Annotated in this window: 14 protein-coding genes; 7 read left to right on the top strand and 7 right to left on the bottom strand. The window is 74.3% G+C overall.

Translation table 11 applies throughout. The annotated features are described in order from the left end of the window. Nucleotides 1-92: 92 nt before the first annotated feature. Genes ACP7BI_RS07180 through ACP7BI_RS07170 form a run of 3 tightly spaced genes read left to right on the top strand, consistent with a single transcriptional unit; the run spans nt 93 to nt 5,453 of the window. Nucleotides 93-1,274, top strand: a complete 1,182-nt coding sequence (locus tag ACP7BI_RS07180; protein WP_425844703.1) for an exonuclease SbcCD subunit D — start codon at nt 93-95, stop codon at nt 1,272-1,274. Beyond that, the gene (locus ACP7BI_RS07175) at nt 1,271-4,282 is read left to right on the top strand and encodes an AAA family ATPase (RefSeq protein ID WP_425844701.1); all 3,012 of its coding nucleotides are present in this window, start codon (nt 1,271-1,273) and stop codon (nt 4,280-4,282) included. The genes ACP7BI_RS07180 and ACP7BI_RS07175 overlap by 4 nt, the downstream gene beginning before the upstream one ends. 10 nt (nt 4,283-4,292) lie before the next feature. Further along, complete coding sequence (locus ACP7BI_RS07170; protein WP_425844700.1) at nt 4,293-5,453, top strand: LOG family protein; 1,161 nt, start codon at nt 4,293-4,295, stop codon at nt 5,451-5,453. A 7-nt stretch (nt 5,454-5,460) separates the two neighbouring features. Here the strand turns inward: ACP7BI_RS07170 and ACP7BI_RS07165 are convergent, their stop codons facing one another. After that, on the bottom strand, nt 5,461-6,174 hold the full coding sequence (locus ACP7BI_RS07165; RefSeq protein WP_425844698.1) for a hypothetical protein: 714 nt from the start codon (nt 6,172-6,174) through the stop codon (nt 5,461-5,463). Nucleotides 6,175-6,261: 87 nt separating this feature from the next. Between ACP7BI_RS07165 and ACP7BI_RS07160 the strand changes: the two genes are divergently transcribed. Further along, nucleotides 6,262-6,765 carry a general stress protein gene (locus ACP7BI_RS07160; protein WP_249295731.1) on the top strand — a complete coding sequence of 168 codons (504 nt, stop codon included), beginning with the start codon at nt 6,262-6,264 and terminating at the stop codon, nt 6,763-6,765. Here ACP7BI_RS07160 and ACP7BI_RS07155 read toward each other — a convergent pair. Together ACP7BI_RS07155 and ACP7BI_RS07150 are read right to left on the bottom strand one after the other, a co-directional pair. Then, a complete protein-coding gene (locus tag ACP7BI_RS07155) occupies nt 6,734-8,281 on the bottom strand; it encodes an MDR family MFS transporter (RefSeq protein ID WP_425844696.1) in 1,548 nt (515 codons plus the stop codon). The two genes, ACP7BI_RS07160 and ACP7BI_RS07155, sit on opposite strands and share 32 nt — an antisense overlap. A gap of 87 nt (nt 8,282-8,368) precedes the next feature. Beyond that, on the bottom strand, nt 8,369-8,776 hold the full coding sequence (locus tag ACP7BI_RS07150) for a VOC family protein (protein WP_425844695.1): 408 nt from the start codon (nt 8,774-8,776) through the stop codon (nt 8,369-8,371). Between the two features lie 296 nt (nt 8,777-9,072). Between ACP7BI_RS07150 and ACP7BI_RS07145 the strand changes: the two genes are divergently transcribed. The 3 genes from ACP7BI_RS07145 to ACP7BI_RS07135 are packed head-to-tail and all read left to right on the top strand — an operon-like array spanning nt 9,073 to nt 10,853. After that, on the top strand, nt 9,073-9,705 hold the full coding sequence (locus tag ACP7BI_RS07145; RefSeq protein ID WP_425844694.1) for a CDP-alcohol phosphatidyltransferase family protein: 633 nt from the start codon (nt 9,073-9,075) through the stop codon (nt 9,703-9,705). After that, nucleotides 9,702-10,148, top strand: coding sequence for a hypothetical protein (locus tag ACP7BI_RS07140; protein WP_425844693.1), 447 nt, complete (start codon nt 9,702-9,704; stop codon nt 10,146-10,148). Before ACP7BI_RS07145 ends, ACP7BI_RS07140 begins: the two co-directional genes overlap by 4 nt. Before the next feature lie 42 nt (nt 10,149-10,190). Continuing rightward, a complete protein-coding gene (locus tag ACP7BI_RS07135) occupies nt 10,191-10,853 on the top strand; it encodes a DsbA family oxidoreductase (RefSeq protein WP_425844692.1) in 663 nt (220 codons plus the stop codon). Nucleotides 10,854-10,871: 18 nt separating this feature from the next. Here the strand turns inward: ACP7BI_RS07135 and ACP7BI_RS07130 are convergent, their stop codons facing one another. The 4 genes from ACP7BI_RS07130 to ACP7BI_RS07115 form a co-directional block, all read right to left on the bottom strand. Continuing rightward, nucleotides 10,872-11,633, bottom strand: a complete 762-nt coding sequence (locus tag ACP7BI_RS07130) for a class I SAM-dependent methyltransferase (RefSeq protein ID WP_425844690.1) — start codon at nt 11,631-11,633, stop codon at nt 10,872-10,874. A gap of 7 nt (nt 11,634-11,640) precedes the next feature. Beyond that, a complete protein-coding gene (locus ACP7BI_RS07125) occupies nt 11,641-13,806 on the bottom strand; it encodes a DEAD/DEAH box helicase (RefSeq protein WP_425844689.1) in 2,166 nt (721 codons plus the stop codon). Between the two features lie 171 nt (nt 13,807-13,977). Beyond that, complete coding sequence (locus ACP7BI_RS07120) at nt 13,978-15,444, bottom strand: DUF222 domain-containing protein (protein WP_425844687.1); 1,467 nt, start codon at nt 15,442-15,444, stop codon at nt 13,978-13,980. A 161-nt stretch (nt 15,445-15,605) separates the two neighbouring features. Further along, nucleotides 15,606-16,052, bottom strand: a complete 447-nt coding sequence (locus ACP7BI_RS07115) for an SRPBCC family protein (RefSeq protein WP_425844685.1) — start codon at nt 16,050-16,052, stop codon at nt 15,606-15,608. Nucleotides 16,053-16,133: the final 81 nt, after the last annotated feature.

The following is a 16,133-nucleotide window of genomic DNA, read 5'->3' as shown; positions in this document are numbered from 1 at the left end:
AGTCCCTCTCGAGCTCGGGCAGGGGCTTGCATCAACCCTACCGGCGCGGCGGGCCTCCGCCGCGCGTGGGTCGCTCGATCTACCGTGGGAGAATGCGTCTCCTGCACACCTCCGACTGGCACGTCGGCCGCTCGTTCCACGGCGCCGACACGCTCGAGGCGCTCGAGGATGCGCTCGGCGCGCTCGCGGGGATCGTGCGCGAGCGCGAGGTCGACGTCGTGCTCGTCGCTGGCGACGTCTTCGACTCGGCCATGCCGGCCGGCCGGCACGTCGAGGCGCTCTCGCGCGCCCTCGCCGCGATCCGCGACGCGGGTGCCGAGATCGTGCTCTCGAGCGGCAACCACGACTCCCCCGCGAGGCTCGGCGCGAACGCGGCCTTCGCGCGCGCGGGCGGGCTGCACCTCAGCACCGCGGCGCTCGACCCCGCGTCGTGGCGCATCGAGCTCGCCGACGAGCACGGCCCGGTGCACGTCTTCGCCGTGCCCTACCTCGAGCCGGTCGCGCTCCGGGCTGCGCTGCCGGAGGCGGGCATCGCGACGCAGGCCGACGCGATGCGATGGGCGATGGATGCCGTGCGCGCGTCGCTCGCCGACGTCCCGGCGCGCTCGGTCGTGCTCGCGCACTGCTTCGCGGCCGGAGTGGTCGACGACGCGGTGCGAGCCGACGAGGCGGAGCGGCTCGACGACGCGCCGCGCGACATCACGGCCGGCGGCCTCGACGTCGTGCCCGCGTCCGTCTTCGACGGCGTCGACTACGCCGCGCTCGGCCACCTGCACTCACGGCAGGAGCTCTCGCCCTCGGTGCGCTACTCGGGCGCGCCGCTGCACTACTCGTTCCGCGAGCGCTCGCCCGAGCGCGGCGCCTGGCTCGTCGAGCTCGGCGCCGAGGGGCTCGCGAGCGCCGAGTGGGCGAGCCTGCCGGTGCCGCGGACGCTCACGACCGTGGAGGGCGAGCTCGCCTCGCTCCTCGCGGATGCCTCCCTCGACGGCACGGAGGACGACTGGCTGCGCGTGCGGCTCACCGATCGCGTGCGACCCCTCGACGCGATGCGCCGGCTGCAGGAGCGGTGGCCGCACGCGGCGGAGGTCACGTGGATCGGCGGCGGCACGGCGCCCGTGCGGCAGCTGCGCGAGCGGCTCGCGCGGCGCAGCGAATCCGAGGTCGTCGACGACTTCCTCGCCCACGTGCGCGCCGGCGCTGCGGCGAGCGAGGCGGAGGCGGCGCTCGTCCGCGAGCTGCTCGAGCGCGCCGCCGCCGAGGAGTCGGCGCGGTGAGGCTCCTGCGGCTCGAGCTCGCGGGCTTCGGCCCCTACCGCGGGCGCTTCGAGATCGACTTCGCCTCGTTCGAGGCCGACGGCGTCTACCTCATCGCGGGGCCGACGGGCGCGGGCAAGTCGACCATCCTCGACGCGGTGTGCTTCGCCCTCTACGGCTCCGCTCCCCGCTACGACGAGCGGGCGCACCTCCGCAGCGACCTCGCCGGCCCCGACGAGGCGACGTGGGTCGAGCTCGACGTGCGCCTCGGCGACCGGGTGCTGCGCGTGCGCCGCTCGCCCGAGTACGAGCGCCCGAAGCAGCGAGGCAGCGGCACGACGCGCGAGAAGGCCCAAGCGACGCTGCTCGAGCGCACGCCGTCGGGCTGGGACGCGATCGCGACGACCGCGAAGGAGGTCGGGCACGAGGTCGCGCGCCTCGTCGGGCTCACGAAGGACGAGTTCCTGCAGGTGACGCTCCTCGCGCAAGGCGGCTTCGCCGAGTTCCTCGGCGCCTCGAGCGACGAGCGGAAGGCGCTGCTCGAGCGGCTCTTCGGCACGGGCAGCATGCGGCGGCTCCGCGAGCTCGCGCTCGCCGACGCGAAGGCTGTCGGCGCTCGGCGCGCAGAGCTCGAGCAGCGGCGGGACGATCGGGTGGCGCGCGTCCGCGCGCTCATCGGCCCGGCCGACGACGTCGGTGACGCGGCGGCCGCGACCGCGCTCGACGGCGGGGCCGCCGACGAGCGATCCCTCGCCGCGCTCGAGGACGTCCTGACGGAGCGGCTCCGCGCCGCCGCTGCGGGAGCCCTGGCCGCTGCGGAGGCGGAGCGCGAAGCGCGCGCGGCTCGCGACGCTGCCCGCGCGCTCGCCGATCGCGTCGCGCGCCGCGACGGTGCGCTCGCCGCCCTCGCCGCGCTCCGCGCGGCGGAGGACGCCGTCGCGGCGGATCGCGAGCGCCTCGCCGACGCCGATCGCGCCGCCGACGCCGCGGCCGAGGTCGACCGCTGGACGCGCGCCGACCGTCGAGCGCAGCGCGCGGCGACGGCGCTCGAGGCGGCGACCGCGGTGCTGCCCGAGGGCCTCGAGCCCGAGCGCGCAGCGGTCGAGCGCGAGCGCGAGGCCGCGCTCGACGATGTCGCCCGCGCGAGCGAGACGTCGCGCTTCGAGCGCGAGCTGCCCCAGCTCGAGCGGGCCGCCGAGGATGCCGAGCGCGACGCGCGCACCGCCGAGGAGGCGGTCGAGGCGGCGAGGCGCGAGCGCGCGGGGCAGCCCGAGGCGCGCGACGCGCTCGTGCGGGCGAGGGAGGACGCCTCGACGCGCGCCGCGGGCGCCGAGCCGGCGCGCGCCGCCGTCGAGGCGGCCGAGGCTCGGCTCGAGGCGCGCGAGCGCGCCGATCGGCTGCGCGAGCGCGAGCGCGAGGCGTCGGCGGAGGCCGGCCGCACCGCGGCCGCCCAGCACGCCGCGGCCGACGCGCTCCAGCGCCTCCAGGCTGCGCGCATCGCCGGCATGGCGGGAGAGCTCGCCGGCGCGCTCGTCGCCGGTGAGCCGTGCCCCGTGTGCGGCGCGATCGAGCACCCGAGCCCGCACGCGCCGGGCGGCGACATCGTCACCGCCGACGACGTCGCCGACGCGATCGCGGCGAGCGAAGCGGCCCTCGCGGCGACCTCGGCGGCGAACGAGGCGCTCGCCGCGGTCGAGCGCGAGCGCGCGTCGCTCGAGGCGGTCGCCGGCGTCGCCGATCGCGATGCGCTCGCCGCGGCCCTCGAGGCGGCGCGCGATGCGCGGCGCGCGTGCCTCGACGCCACCGCCGAGCGGGAGCGGCTCGGCGGCGAGATCGAGCGGCACGACGATCGCTCGCGCGAGCTCGACGCGCGCATCGCCGAGCTCGATCGGGTGGTCGGCGAGCGGCGCGCCGCCGCCGCCTCGGCCGCGACCCGACTCGCCGACGCGCTCGCGAGGGTGCGGGAGTCGCTCGGCGGCCACCCCGACGGGCGGTCGATGCTGCAGGCCGCCTCGACGCGCCGCGACGCGCTCGAGCAGTGGCTCGAGGCCGATGCCGAGCGCGCGCGGGCCGGAGTCGAGCAGGCCGAGGCCGCCGCCGACGGGCGCGCCGCGCTCGAGCGACTCGGCCTGCCCGACCGCGAGGCGCTCGCGGCCATGCGGCTCGAGCCCGCCGAGCGGCTCGAGCTCCGCGAGCGCATCCGAGCGCACGACGACGAGCTCGCGAGTGCGCGCGGCGTGCTCGCGCAGCCCGAGCTGCAGGGGCTGCCCGAGTCGGCCGACGACGTCGCGCCGCTCGATGCCGCGCTCGCCGAGGCCGAGGCGGCATCCGCCCTCGCCGCTCGCGCGGAGGCGACGGCCCAGACCCGGCTCGATCACGCCGCGACCGACCTCGACGACGCGCGGGAGGCCATCCGCTCGCTCGCGGACGGCGCCGAGCACGCCGCGACCGTGCGCGCCCTCGCCGACGCGCTCGACGGCCGCAACGAGCTGCGGCAGGACATCGAGACCTACGTGCTCGCCGCGCGGCTCGGCACGATCATCGAGGCGGCGAACCTGCGGCTCGGCGCGATGACCGAGGGGCGCTTCGCGCTCCTGCACGACGAGGGCACCGCCTATCGCGGCAAGGCGAGCGGCCTCGGCATCCAGGTGCTCGACGCGCACACCGGGCGGGCGCGCACGACGAAGTCGCTCTCGGGCGGCGAGACGTTCCTCGCATCGCTCGCGCTCGCGCTCGGCCTCGCCGACGTCGTGCAGGCCGAGGCGGGCGGCATCTCGCTCGAGACGCTCTTCGTCGACGAGGGGTTCGGCTCACTCGACCAGGACTCGCTCGAGGCGGCGCTCTCGACGCTCGACGGACTGCGCGCGGGCGGCCGCAGCGTCGGCGTCATCAGCCACGTGCAGCACATGCAGGAGCGCATCCCGTGGCGCATCCGCGTCGTGCCCGTGCCGGGAGGCGGCAGCCGCATCGAGGTGGCCGGCAGCGACTCCCCCGACCGCACCCAGGGGGCCGCGCTCCGCGCTGGGTAGGCTCCCGGGCGTGCCCGACTTCGACGAGCGCCCGCAGCACGGGCGGCGCATCGACATCTCGTCGCTCGCCGCGTTCGACCACTTCGCGCGCCGCGCGACGAGCATGGAGGACTGGCGCCTGCAGGACGTCGACCTGACCGAGCGCGGCGATGCGCTCGAGCGGCTCGACGGCGCGGGTGCGCTGCTGCTCGGCTGCGAGCTGCCGCCGGGCGCGAGGGAGCGGCTCGTCGCCGAGGGCGCGCTGGTCTTCGACGATGTGCCCGACACGCCCTTCAACGCCTACCGCTCGACGCTCTACTCCCCCGACGACCTCGTGCAGGGCTTCGACGAGGGCTACCCCGCGACCTTCGACGCGCGCGTCTACGCGTGGTCGCGCACCCGGCAGCACGACGTCGCCGACACGCTCGCGGCGGCGCTGCACGACCACTCGATCGACGACGCGCTCGCCGACTGGGTGCGCGGCAAGCGCATCGTCGGCGTCATGGGCGGTCACGCCCTCACGCGCGACTCGGATGCGTACCGGCAGGCGGCGCACCTCGGCCACGGGCTCGCGCGCGCCGGCCGCGTCGTCGCGACGGGCGGCGGACCTGGCGCGATGGAGGCGGCGAACCTCGGCGCTCGGGCCGTCGCGCTCTCGCCCGACCAGCTCGACGCGGCGATCGACGAGCTCGCCGCAGCGCCCGCCTTCCACGGCGCGATCCCCGAGTGGATCGCCTCGGCTCGGCGGGTCGCGGCCCGCATCGGCGACGGCGTCTCGCTCGGCGTCCCGACGTGGCACTACGGGCACGAGCCGCCCAACTCGTTCGCCACCGCGATCGCGAAGTACTTCCAGAACTCGGTGCGCGAGTCGATCCTGCTGCGCGTCGCGAGCGCCGGCATCGTCGTGCTGCCCGGCGCGGGCGGCACGGTGCAGGAGATCTTCCAGGACGCGTGCGAGAACTCCTACGCCGAGGACGGCGCGTGGGCGCCGCTCGTGCTGCTCGGCGAGCGCTACTGGACCGAGACGATGCCCGCGTGGCCGCTCCTGCAGGCGGTCATGCGCGGCAAGCCGGGCGAGGCGGGCATCGCCCTCGTCGACTCGGTGGCGGATGCGGTGGCGGCGATCTCGGGGTTCGAGCCCGCTCCGGCCGGTTCGGCCCTGCACGCGCCGGCGCCGGAGGATCGGCGCTGAGGGCCGGCTACGGCAGCAGCTCCCCCGCGATCCTGCGCTCGATGTCGTGCGTCGTCGCCTCCGGCAGCGCGATGAGCCCGTCGAGCTCGCGCCGCGCCTGCCGATAGGCCGACTGGCGCTCCGCGGCCGTCGACGCCTCGTTCTCGGCGAGCGCCATGAGCCGCTGCGCCGACTGCAGGCGGCCGCGCTCCGCGTCGGTGAAGCCCGTCTGCGCGCGCCGCTTCGCCTCGCGCAGCGCCGCCTCGAAGGCGACCTCGAAGTCGCGCACCGCTTCGCGGTAGCGCTCGAGCGCGCCCGGCGGTCGCAGCTCCTCCGGCTCGCTCGGCTTGAGCCCGTCCGCGACGCGCTTGGCGCGGTGGAAGGTCTGCGTGAGCGGCTCGCGCATGTCGGTCATGAGCGGGTAGTCGATGAGCTTCGCGACGTCGAGCTCGAAGTCGAGCCAGCGCCGATCGGCCTCGACGTGGTCGGCGATGATCCGCTGGATCTGCCGGTCGCGGTCCTCCCGCTCCAGCCGGTCGTCGGTCGCGCCCTTGCCCTTGCCCTGCTCCGGCGCGGGCGGCACGGCCTGGACCGGGGCGCGGCGGATGCGCTCGAGCTCGATGCGGTCGCGGCGGCGCCGCTCGCTGTACTTCGCGGCGCCCCCGATCCAGCCGCCGACGATCGGGCCGACGATGAAGATCAGCCACCAGTAGCTGCCCGCGAAGCGGAGGATGTCATCCACGAGGAGAACCTACCGGCCGTCCCGCGATCGTCCGGGATCGGGTGCGATGATGCGTCGGAGGCCCATCCCGGGCCGGGAGGAGGCACCATGTCGAACATCCAGGGCCCGATGCCCGACCGCGCGATGCCGGATCGGACCGCGCCGACCCCGCCGTCCACGACGATCGCCGAGTTCGACACGTACGAGGAGGCGCAAGCGCTCGTCGACCGGTTGAGCGACGCGAGGTTCCCCGTCGAGCACGTGCGCATCATCGGCACGGGGCTCACGACGGTCGAGCAGGTGCTCGGCCGCATGACCTACGGCCGGGCCGCCCTCTCCGGCGCGCTCGGCGGCGCGTGGTTCGGCCTCTTCGTCGGTCTGCTCTTCGGGCTCATCATCGTGAACTCGTGGGCATGGGTCATCTGGGCCGTGCTCATGGGCGCCGCGTTCGGCATGATCGCCGGCGTCGTGCAGCACGCGATGACGGGCGGGAAGCGCGACTTCTCCTCGATCCGCGCCCTGCAGGCCGCCCGCTACGGCGTGCAGGTCACGAACGAGCACGCCGCCGAGGCGGTGCGCGTCATGGGGCAGGCGCCGCGGGCGCAGGCCTAGCCCCGGGCGAGCCGGCCGCACCCGCGGCGGGCTCCTCGGCCACCTCTCGGTGCTCGGGCTCGTCGGGCACGTCGTCGGCGGGCTTCCGCAGGCGCAGCGTCGCGATGACTCCGAGCACCCAGAGCGCCGCTGCGCCCATGAACGCGATGCGCGCGCCGTCGAGCAGCGCCTCGCCGGAGGGCACGCCCGTCTCGACGAGCTGCGCCTGCCGCGTCGCCATGATGGTGACGAACGCGGCGGTGCCGGCGGCGCCGGCGACCTGCTGCACGGTGCTGAGCACCGCCGAGCCGTGGCCGTACAGGTGCTCCGGGAGCGCGCCGAGCGACACCGTGAACAGCGGCGGGAACGTGAGCGCGAAGCCGAGGCTCAACACCATCTGCATGAGGAGCACCATCCACCACGGCGTCGTCGTGGCGAGCTGCGTGTAGAGCACGAGCGCCGCGAGCACGACGAGCGCGCCGGGGATCACGAGCGGGCGCGGTCCCCACCGGTCGTAGAGCCGGCCGACGACCGGGCCGAGCAGACCCGTGAGGAGCGCGCCCGGCAGCGTGATGAGCCCGACCTGCAGCGGCTCGAGGCCGAGCGAGTCCTGCAGGATGAGCGGCAGCAGGATGAGCGTGCCGAACATCGCCGCCATCGCGATCATCATGACGGTCACGGCGGCCGTGAACAGCGGGTGCCGGAACGTGCGCAGGTCGAGCAGCGCGTCGTCGGTGCGCTGGAGCCGCACCTGCCGCAGCACGAACGCGACGAGGCCGAGCACGCCGATCGCGAGCGCCGTGGGCAGCTGCCACGCGGGCAGCCCTTCCGCGCCGATGAGCGAGAGCCCGTAGACGAGGCCGCCGAACCCGAGCCCCGCGAGCGGGATCGAGACGACGTCGAGCCGCGGTGGCTGCTGCACGTCGCCCCCGCGGAGCGTGCGGGCGCCCGTGACGAGCATCGCGATCGCGAGCGGCGCGACGCCGAGGAAGATCCAGCGCCACGACGCGAACTGCAGGATCGCGCCCGAGACGGTCGGGCCGAGCGCGGGTGCGACCGACATGACGAGCGAGATCGTGCCCATGAAGGCGCCTCGGCGCGCGGGCGGCACGAGGCGCATGACCGTCGTCATGAGCAGCGGGAACACCACGGCGGTGCCGGATGCCTGCACGACGCGGCCGAGCAGCAGCAGCGGGAACGACGGAGCGACGCCCGCGAGGAGCGTGCCGACGACGAACGCGCCCATCGCGACGAGGTAGAGCGAGCGCGTGCTGAAGCGCGCCATGAGCCAGCCGGTCGTCGGGATGACGATCGCCATGGTGAGCAGGAACGCGGTCGTGAGCCACTGCGCCGCGCGCTCGTCGATGCCGAGCACGGGGTCGGCGACGAGCGTCGAGATGGCGACGTTCATCGCCGTCTCGTTGAGGATGACGACGAACGCCGAGACGAGCAGCGTCGCGATGACGATCGCGCCGCCGGCGGGCAGCCTGGTGGCTGCGTCGGCCCGGGCGGGAGTGGACTGGGTGTCGGTCGGCATGTGCTCTCTCGGGCGGCAGCGATGCGGACCCGCGCGATCGGCGGATCCGCATCGCTGCGGTCAGAAGGGGGCGGCTGCCGCGGCGAGTCAGGCCGCGGGCGCCTCCATGTGGAAGAAGTCGATGATGTGGCCGTCGGGGTCGGTGAGCTGACCGCCGTACATGCCCCACTCGCTCTCCTCGATGGGCTTGGAGAGCCTACCCCCTGCAGCCGTGCCCGCGGCACCGAACGCGTCGACCTCGTCGCGGCTGCCGAGCAGCATCGCGAGCAGGTTCTCGAGCGAGCCCCGCTCCGCGCGCCGCTGGTCGCCGACGAGGAACTCGTCGAAGCGGCGCTCCTCGAGCAGCATGATCGAGACCTGCTCGCTGACGACCATGCAGCTCGTCGTCTCGTCGCTGAAGTCGGGGTTCCTCGTGAACCCGAGCGCCTCGTAGAAGGCGGTCGCGACGCGCACATCGGCGACCGAGTAGTTGGGGAAGACCATCTGCACTGGCATGACCGCTCCGCTCATCGGCACGCGCGCGACGCGCGAACGGCGTTCACGGTAGCCACGGCCGGGACGACGGTCAAGGGGACGTCCCGCTCGACCCGCGCGAGCGCAGAGCTCCGGCGCACGTTCCTCTCGTCGTCGACCGCCGCGGGCGTCCTGATCGCCGCGGTCGAGCTCGGCTCGTCCGTCGCTCGTCGAGTCGGTCGTCGGCGCGCTCGTGGGCATCGCGGTCGGCTTCGCGACCCGCCGGGGGACGCGCGCGCGACCTGACCGGGCCGGGGGCGCTGTGCTATCAAGAGGGCATGCGCCTCGTCTCGGCTCGTGACCGCGATCCGGCCGATCCGTACTTCACGCGCGTGCTGACGGTGCCGAACGTCTTCACCGTCGCCCGGCTGCTGCTGCTCGTGCCGGTCTGCTGGCTCATCGTCGCGGGCGCGCCAGGGTCGTGGCTGCCGGTCGTGCTGCTCGCCGTCTGGGCCGCGACCGACTGGATCGACGGCGTGCTCGCGCGGGCGCTCGACCAGACGTCGCGGCTCGGCGAGGTCATGGACCCGATCGCCGACCGCATCGGCATCGTCGGCGTCACGCTCGCGCTCGCGATCGGCGGCGCGGTCGACTGGTGGATCCTCGTCGTCATCTTCACCGTCGACGTGCTGTCGGTCGTCTCCGCCGGCAAGGCCGCGCGCGACGGCAGCATCCACGTCTCGTGGCTCGGCAAGGTGCGCACGGCGGTGCTGCTGACCGCGATCGTCGTGGTGCTGCTCGGGCACACCGTGCTGCCGGCGACGACGGCGCTCGGCATGACGCTCATGCTCGTCGGCGTCGGGCTGCACATCGTCGCGGGGATCGACTACTTCCTGCAGGCGCGTCGCTTGCGCCGGGTGCAGACTGGGAGGCCCACGCATCGGCAGGACGAGCCGGAGGAGGCGCGATGAACGAGTGGCACGAGGACCGCGAGCGGCTCGCGGCGCACGTCGAGGACATCCTCGCGGGCTGGCACGAGTCGGTCGAGCGAGTGCCCGGTGAGGACGGCGAGCCCGACACGATCGTCGCGCGCGACGGCGACCGGGTCGCGGCGATCCTGCCGCTCGACGAGGAGAGCGTCGAGGAGATGGTCGACGCCGAGGCCGACGGCGAGCTCGCGCAGTGGCTGCGCGACGAACTCGCCGAGGACGACGAGCGCGACGACGACGACCTCGACGACGACGAGGACGACGACCTCGAGGCGGCCGCCGACGCGTGGCTCGGCGACGATGACGCCGCGGTCGAGGATGACCCGGTCGCGACGACCGCCGCCGACGACGATGACGACGACTACGACCTCGACGACTGGGACGACCCGGAGGCCGACGCGCTCATCGACGAGCTGCCCGCGTAGGTCCGCGCGGAATAGCCGCGCGGGACGGGCGTTGACCCGAGCATGCAGGTAGACATCTGGTCAGACGTGGCGTGCCCGTGGTGCTTCATCGGCAAGCGGCGGTTCGAGCGGGCGCTCGGCGCCTGGGAGCACGGCGATGAGGTCGAGGTCACCTGGCACTCGTACCAGCTCGACCCGACGCTCCCCGAGCGCTACGACGGCGGCGAGGTCGAGTACCTCTCGCGCGTGAAGGGCATGCCGGTCGAGCAGGTGCGGCAGATGATCGGGCACGTCGCCGAGCAGGCCTCCGGCGAGGGCCTGCAGTTTGACTTCGACGCGCTCGTCGTCGCCAACAGCCTGCGCGCGCACCAGCTGCTGCACCTGGCGAAGGCGAAGGACGCGAAGACGGCGGATGCGGTGAAGGACGGCCTGCTGTCGGCCCACTTCGAGCGCGGCATCGACATCGGCGACGTCGAGACGCTCGTCGGGATCGGCACCGCCGCGGGGCTCGACGCGGAGGAGATCCGGGCGGCGCTCGCCGACGAGCGCCACCTGCCGGCGGTGCGCGCCGACATCCAGCAGGCGAGGGAGATCGGCGTGAACGGCGTGCCGTTCTTCGTCTTCGACATGCGCCTCGCGCTCTCGGGTGCACAGCCGCCGGAGGTCTTCCTGCAGGCGCTCGAGCGCGCCCGCGAGCTGAGCCTCGAGGACCAGCCCGCTCGCTGAGTCGCCCCTGCGGCGGTGTCAGTCGGCGCGGCGCGCGAGGAAGACCCACTCGCGGCCCGGGCGGTCGGGCGCATCGCGCACGTCGGCGAGCTCGAAGCCAGCGGTCTCGAGCGACGACTCGATCGCCTCCCGCGAGCGGAACCGCAGCGTCGACTCCGAGTCGATGCGCACACCGTCGCGATGGAAGACGGTCGGCGACCGGAACGTCACGAGCGTGCCGCCGGGTGCCTGCTCGTCGACGTCGAGCAGCTCGACCCAGTCCTCGACGGGCCCCTCGTGCGGCACGTCGACGACCCGCCGCGACGCCACCGGCGTCCACTCGAGCCACGCGCGGCGCTCCGGCCGCCGCGACTCGAGCACGAGCGTCCCGCCCGGCCGCAGCAGCCGCCGCGCAGCGCCGAGGGTCGAGGCCCAGTCGCGCTCATCGACGAACACCTGCGCGACGTTCGCCGTCATCGTCGCGACGTCGAAGCCCGAGCCGGTCGACGCATCCGCCTCGACGGCGTCGAGCGTCCCTTCGAGCCAGCGCACCGCATCCGCCCCCAGCTTCGCCCGCGCGACGTCGATCGACGCGCTCGCGGGGTCGACGCCCGTCACCGCGAGCCCCCTCGCAGCGAGCATGAGCGCGAAGGTGCCGGTGCCGCAGCCGATGTCGAGCACCGATCGGGCGCCGAGCTCGTCGACGACGATCCGCTCGTAGACCTCGAGGTCGGAGCGGTCGGGGTCGAGCGCGTCGTAGACGGCGGCGAGGCGCGGCTCGCTGAAGATCGCGTCGACCACCCTCCGGTCAGCGCCCGCTGCGCGCGGCGACCGCGTCGTGCAGCATGCCCGCGACCGCCTCGAGGCGCAGGTCGGTGCTCGTCGGCTCGTCGCCGACGGCGCCGTCGATCGCACGACCGACCATGCCCGCCTTCGTGTCGAGCAGCTCGGCGATGCGCGTGTCGATCGTCTGCGCCGCGAGGATGCGCCACACGGTCACCGGCATCGACTGGCCGATGCGGTGGATGCGGTCGATCGCCTGCGTCTGCTCGGCGTCGGTCCACGAGAGCTCTGCGAGCACCATGTCGGCCGCGGCCTGCAGGTTGACGCCGACGCCCGCAGCCATGAGCGAGCAGACGATGACCTGCACCGACTCGTCGTTCGTGAAGGCGTCGATCGCGGCCTGCCGCTGCGTGGGCGACTGGTCGCCGCGGATCGAGACGGTCTTGATGCCGGCCTTCGCGAGCGTCTGCTCAGCGGCGTCGAGGACATCGATGTGCTTGGCGAAGAAGACCACCTTGCCGACCGAGTGCGCGAGCTGTGCCGCGTAGTCAGCGGCGAGCGGCGCCTTCGCGCGGCCGATGCGGCGCGCGAGCGCGAAGACGTTCTCGCCCGTGCCGCCCTCTTGCGACTCCACCTCGCTGCGAGCGATGCGCCGCACGAGCTCGTCGTCGACCCGGCTGTCGTCGCGCGCGTCGACGGAGCGCTGCTCCATCGCGGCGTCGTAGCGGCGCAGCATGCGCTCGACGAGCTCGCGCTCGGCGGTGCGGATCGAGCGCACGGATGCCTCGTCGAGCTCGACGGGGATGTCGGCGATGCGACGGGCGGGGATGTCGGAGGCGACGTCGATCTTGCGTCGCCGCACGATGCCCATGTCGATCACGGCGCGCCGGGCGGCCGGGTAGAACGCCCGGTCCATCGGCGTGAGCCCGATCTCCTCGAGGTCGTCGGTGAGCTCGGCGTTCGGCTCCTTGTGGTCGATCCAGCCGAGGAAGCGCCAGATGGCCCCGAAGTCCTCGATGTCGTTGATGAGCGGCGTGCCGGTGAGCGCCATGAGCAGCGGGTTGCCGATGCGCTCGCGCAGGGCCGCGGCGATCTGCAGCACATGGCGCGATCGCTTCGAGCGCGTGTTCTTGATGAAGTGCGCCTCGTCGACGACCATGCCGCGGAAGCCGAACGTCTCGAGCCAGCCGATGTGGCGGTCGAGCACCTCGTAGTTGACGATGACGACGTCGGCGAAGGCGTCGAGCGTGTCGCCGTCGCCCTGCAGCACCGCGGCGCGGCGGCCGGGCAGCCAGCGCTCCGTCTCGCGCGCCCAGTTGATCTTCACGACGCTCGGCGCGACGACGAGGAGGGGGAACGCGTCGGCAGCCTGAGCCGCGAGCAGCGCTTGCGCCGTCTTGCCGAGGCCCGGCTCGTCGGCGAGCAGGAACGTGCGGTGCCCGTCGCGAGCGGCCTGCACGAGCTCGGCCTGGTGATGCATGAGCTCCTTGCCGCCCGGCGCGATGTGCCGCTTCGGCTCGGGCAGCGGCATGCACGCCGGTCGGCCGTCGGCCGCGACCTCGAACGAGAGGTAGAGCGGCGAGAGCAGGTCGAAGCCCGCGAGGCGGTCGCGCTCGGGCTTGCGCCGCACGTGCGTGAGGTCGGGCTCGAGGAAGGGGTTGGCGAGCGCCACGCGGCGCACGGACGGCGGCACGACCTGCGGCGCCTGCGGCTCGGTGCTCTCGGGCTCGGGAGCCGACTGCGGCTCGGGAGCCTCCTCGATGCCCGCCGCCTGCAGCATCTCGCGCTTGCGCTCGCGCACGGCGTCGGTGATCGGGGCCCCGTCGCCGAGCAGCGGCAGCAGCGTGGGCTCGCGGCTCGCGGCCTTCGCGAGGATGACGGCGATGCCGTCGAGGCGCTTGAGGTCCTCGGCGCGCTGCGCGTCGGTGAGGTTCTTGTCGGCGCGCACGCGGGCGCGCTCCTCGCGCGCGAGCATGGCGACGACCTGGAGCTTCACGCGCGTCGAGCGTGAAGCCGAGCCGCGCTTGACGCCGGCCTCGACCTGTCGCACGGCGCGGGCGAGCTGCGGGATGAGCGCGTCGCGCTCTCGGGTGGCGGGCCGCTCCGCGGCCGCCTCGTCGACGACCAGCGCGTCGAGCTCAGCTTGGGATGCGTCCGTATCGGTCGCATCGATGGTTGCGGCGTCTGCCACGTGTCCTCCGTTCGAGGCGGGGCCGGCGGTGCGGGCCCCGGGTTGACGGGCTTCGACGAGCACCGACAGATCGGTGCGTGACTCATCGAGCCGGCGGCTGCGGCTGCGGTGCACGGGCGGAACCGCTTCGCGGCTCCGGCGGTGACCGGCGCTGTCGCCGTGCCAATGCTACTAGGTCGAGCCTCGGATCCGCTCGGATCCCGAGCTGAGCCGTGCGACAGCCGCTCCGAACCGTCCCGTGATCGATCCGCGCTGGCGTCGTCGGGGTCTGCGGATGGGTGGCTGGAGTGTGCGGGTGACGCGCCAGCGGGTGCCGATCCTGTCGATGCGGAGTCTGCCGCTGTGGACCTCGCGATGGCACGTCGGGCACAGCAGAATGCCGTTGTCGGTGTCGGTCGGGCCGCCGTCGGCCCAGCGCAGCACGTGGTGCACGTCGCCCCAGGAGGCGGGGATGCGGCAGTCGGGCCCCTGGCAGTGGCGGTCGCGGAGCATGATCGCGATCCGCTGCCAGAGGGAGAACAGCCGCTTGCGGCGGCCGAGCTTCAAGACGTGGCCGTCGCCGTCGACGAGCGCGGCCTGCACGAACCCGTCGCAGACGATCCGGGCCGCGAGCCCGGCCGGGACGGTCTCGCCGGTCTCGACGATGTCGCACGTCGCCGGCTTCCCCTCGGCGTGCTTGTCGAGCTCCGCCTGGGTGATCGCGACCAGCAGCGTCGGCGCGTCGCCGCCGGGCCGGGGCGGCTCGCCCGAGCGGGCGTGGGCGCGGAACAGGCCCACCAGCACGTCCGCGTGCCGCTGCGCGTCCGTGCGCTCATCATCGCCCGGCGCGTCGGGGTTCTCGAACCCGTCCCCGGTGCGGGGCGAGTCGTAGGCGGCCAGCACCGCCATCACCTCCGCCCCCTCCACCGGCGGGAACGCCACCCGGCCGCGGAACACCCCGTCCGCGCACTGCGCGAGCGTGAACTCCCGCTCCGCGACCAGCCGATCCTCGCGCGGCTCCGCCCCGTCCGGATCGAGCGCGGAGACCCACTGCCTCGCCGTGACCGCGAGCAGCTCCGGCGGGGTGGGGACCGCGTCGTCGTAGCCGCGCTCACCCGGACGCTGCTCCCCCACCGCCGCGCCCACCAGGTCCTCCTCCGCCGCGAGCCGCGCGTCGGGGTCGGCGCGGCCGCCGGCGGACTCCAGCACCTCCACGATCGCCCGGCCCTGGTCGATCGCGATCGACCCGTCCTCCAGCGCCCCGGCGACGTGCGGGTAGAGCGGCTCCAGCGGCAGGCCGGTCGAACCCACCCGCGGCGTCGACGCCCGGGCGAGCTGCAGGATCGCCTTCGCCCGCGAGGCCGAGACGCCCGCCTCGTGGCGCAGCGCGGTCTTCGTGGAGTGGTACCCGAACGTGCGCGCCTGGTTCGGCGCATCCATCGCCGGCACCGACCGCTCCACCACCCCCGCCACCCGCACCAGCGCCCCATCGGCCAGCCGGGCCAGCTCGCCGACGGCGGCGAACGCATCCCACCGCTCGACATCGCCCATGGAATCGAACGCGGCCAGGATCGCCTCGACATCCGCCTGCACCGCGGCCAGCCGCTCGCGCAGACCAGCCGCCTCGGGCGACCTGCCCTGCCGCTGCTGCCCGTCCATCACGACCCTCCAACGCGACCGCACCGACGCCATCGCTGTCCCACGATTCTACCGAGCGACTCGAAACTCTGTTCGAGGATCGAGGGGGCTGTGGAGAACTCGGCAGGCGCCGCGCTGGGCGCACACCGCGTCGAAGGGCAGCGGGCGGGATCGCCCGGAGGTCAACCCTCGAGCAGCGCCTTCAGGCGATCGATCGAGGCGAGCAGCTGCTCCTCGCGCGTGCGCCGCGCGCGGTCGAGGCGCGACTCGTCGTGCAGCTGCGTCCAGTCGTAGGTGTGAGTGACGCGCGTGCCGCCGTCGGCAGGCTCGAGCTCCCACCGCCACAGCTGCCCGATCGGCGGCTTGCCCTCCTCGGCGGGCTTCCACGCGATGCGGCTGCCCTCCTCGAACTCGACCACGTGGTTCTCGCGCACCGCGCCGCTGCCGAGCGTCATCGAGAACACCTCGCCCACGGTGCGCACCCGCTGCCCCTCGGCGGCCGACCCGAGGTTGTCGTTGCCGTCCCACGCGGGCTGCCGCGACGGGTCGGCGATCTCCTCGAAGATGACGTCGGCGGGGGCAGCGATCACGCGGCTCGCACTCACCACTCGGGATTCGCTGTCGCTCATGGCTCGATCGAACCACGCGCGCACCTCGAGCCGCCACCGTGGCGTGACCCGACGCATCCGCCCCCATTGAGACCGCGACAG

Source organism: Agrococcus sp. TSP3-2-1, assembly GCF_049897585.1.
Lineage (GTDB): Bacteria > Actinomycetota > Actinomycetes > Actinomycetales > Microbacteriaceae > Agrococcus.
This window is presented reverse-complemented; position numbering and strand designations above follow the sequence as displayed.

Coding starts and splice junctions, on each gene's coding strand:
- ACP7BI_RS07180 (WP_425844703.1), top strand. CDS start 93: ATGCGTCTCCTGCACACCTCCGACTGGCACGTCGGCCGCTCGTTCCAC.
- ACP7BI_RS07160 (WP_249295731.1), top strand. CDS start 6,262: ATGTCGAACATCCAGGGCCCGATGCCCGACCGCGCGATGCCGGATCGG.
- ACP7BI_RS07145 (WP_425844694.1), top strand. CDS start 9,073: ATGCGCCTCGTCTCGGCTCGTGACCGCGATCCGGCCGATCCGTACTTC.
- ACP7BI_RS07115 (WP_425844685.1), bottom strand. CDS start 16,052: ATGAGCGACAGCGAATCCCGAGTGGTGAGTGCGAGCCGCGTGATCGCT.
- ACP7BI_RS07120 (WP_425844687.1), bottom strand. CDS start 15,444: ATGGACGGGCAGCAGCGGCAGGGCAGGTCGCCCGAGGCGGCTGGTCTG.
- ACP7BI_RS07135 (WP_425844692.1), top strand. CDS start 10,191: ATGCAGGTAGACATCTGGTCAGACGTGGCGTGCCCGTGGTGCTTCATC.
- ACP7BI_RS07155 (WP_425844696.1), bottom strand. CDS start 8,281: ATGCCGACCGACACCCAGTCCACTCCCGCCCGGGCCGACGCAGCCACC.
- ACP7BI_RS07150 (WP_425844695.1), bottom strand. CDS start 8,776: ATGCCAGTGCAGATGGTCTTCCCCAACTACTCGGTCGCCGATGTGCGC.
- ACP7BI_RS07140 (WP_425844693.1), top strand. CDS start 9,702: ATGAACGAGTGGCACGAGGACCGCGAGCGGCTCGCGGCGCACGTCGAG.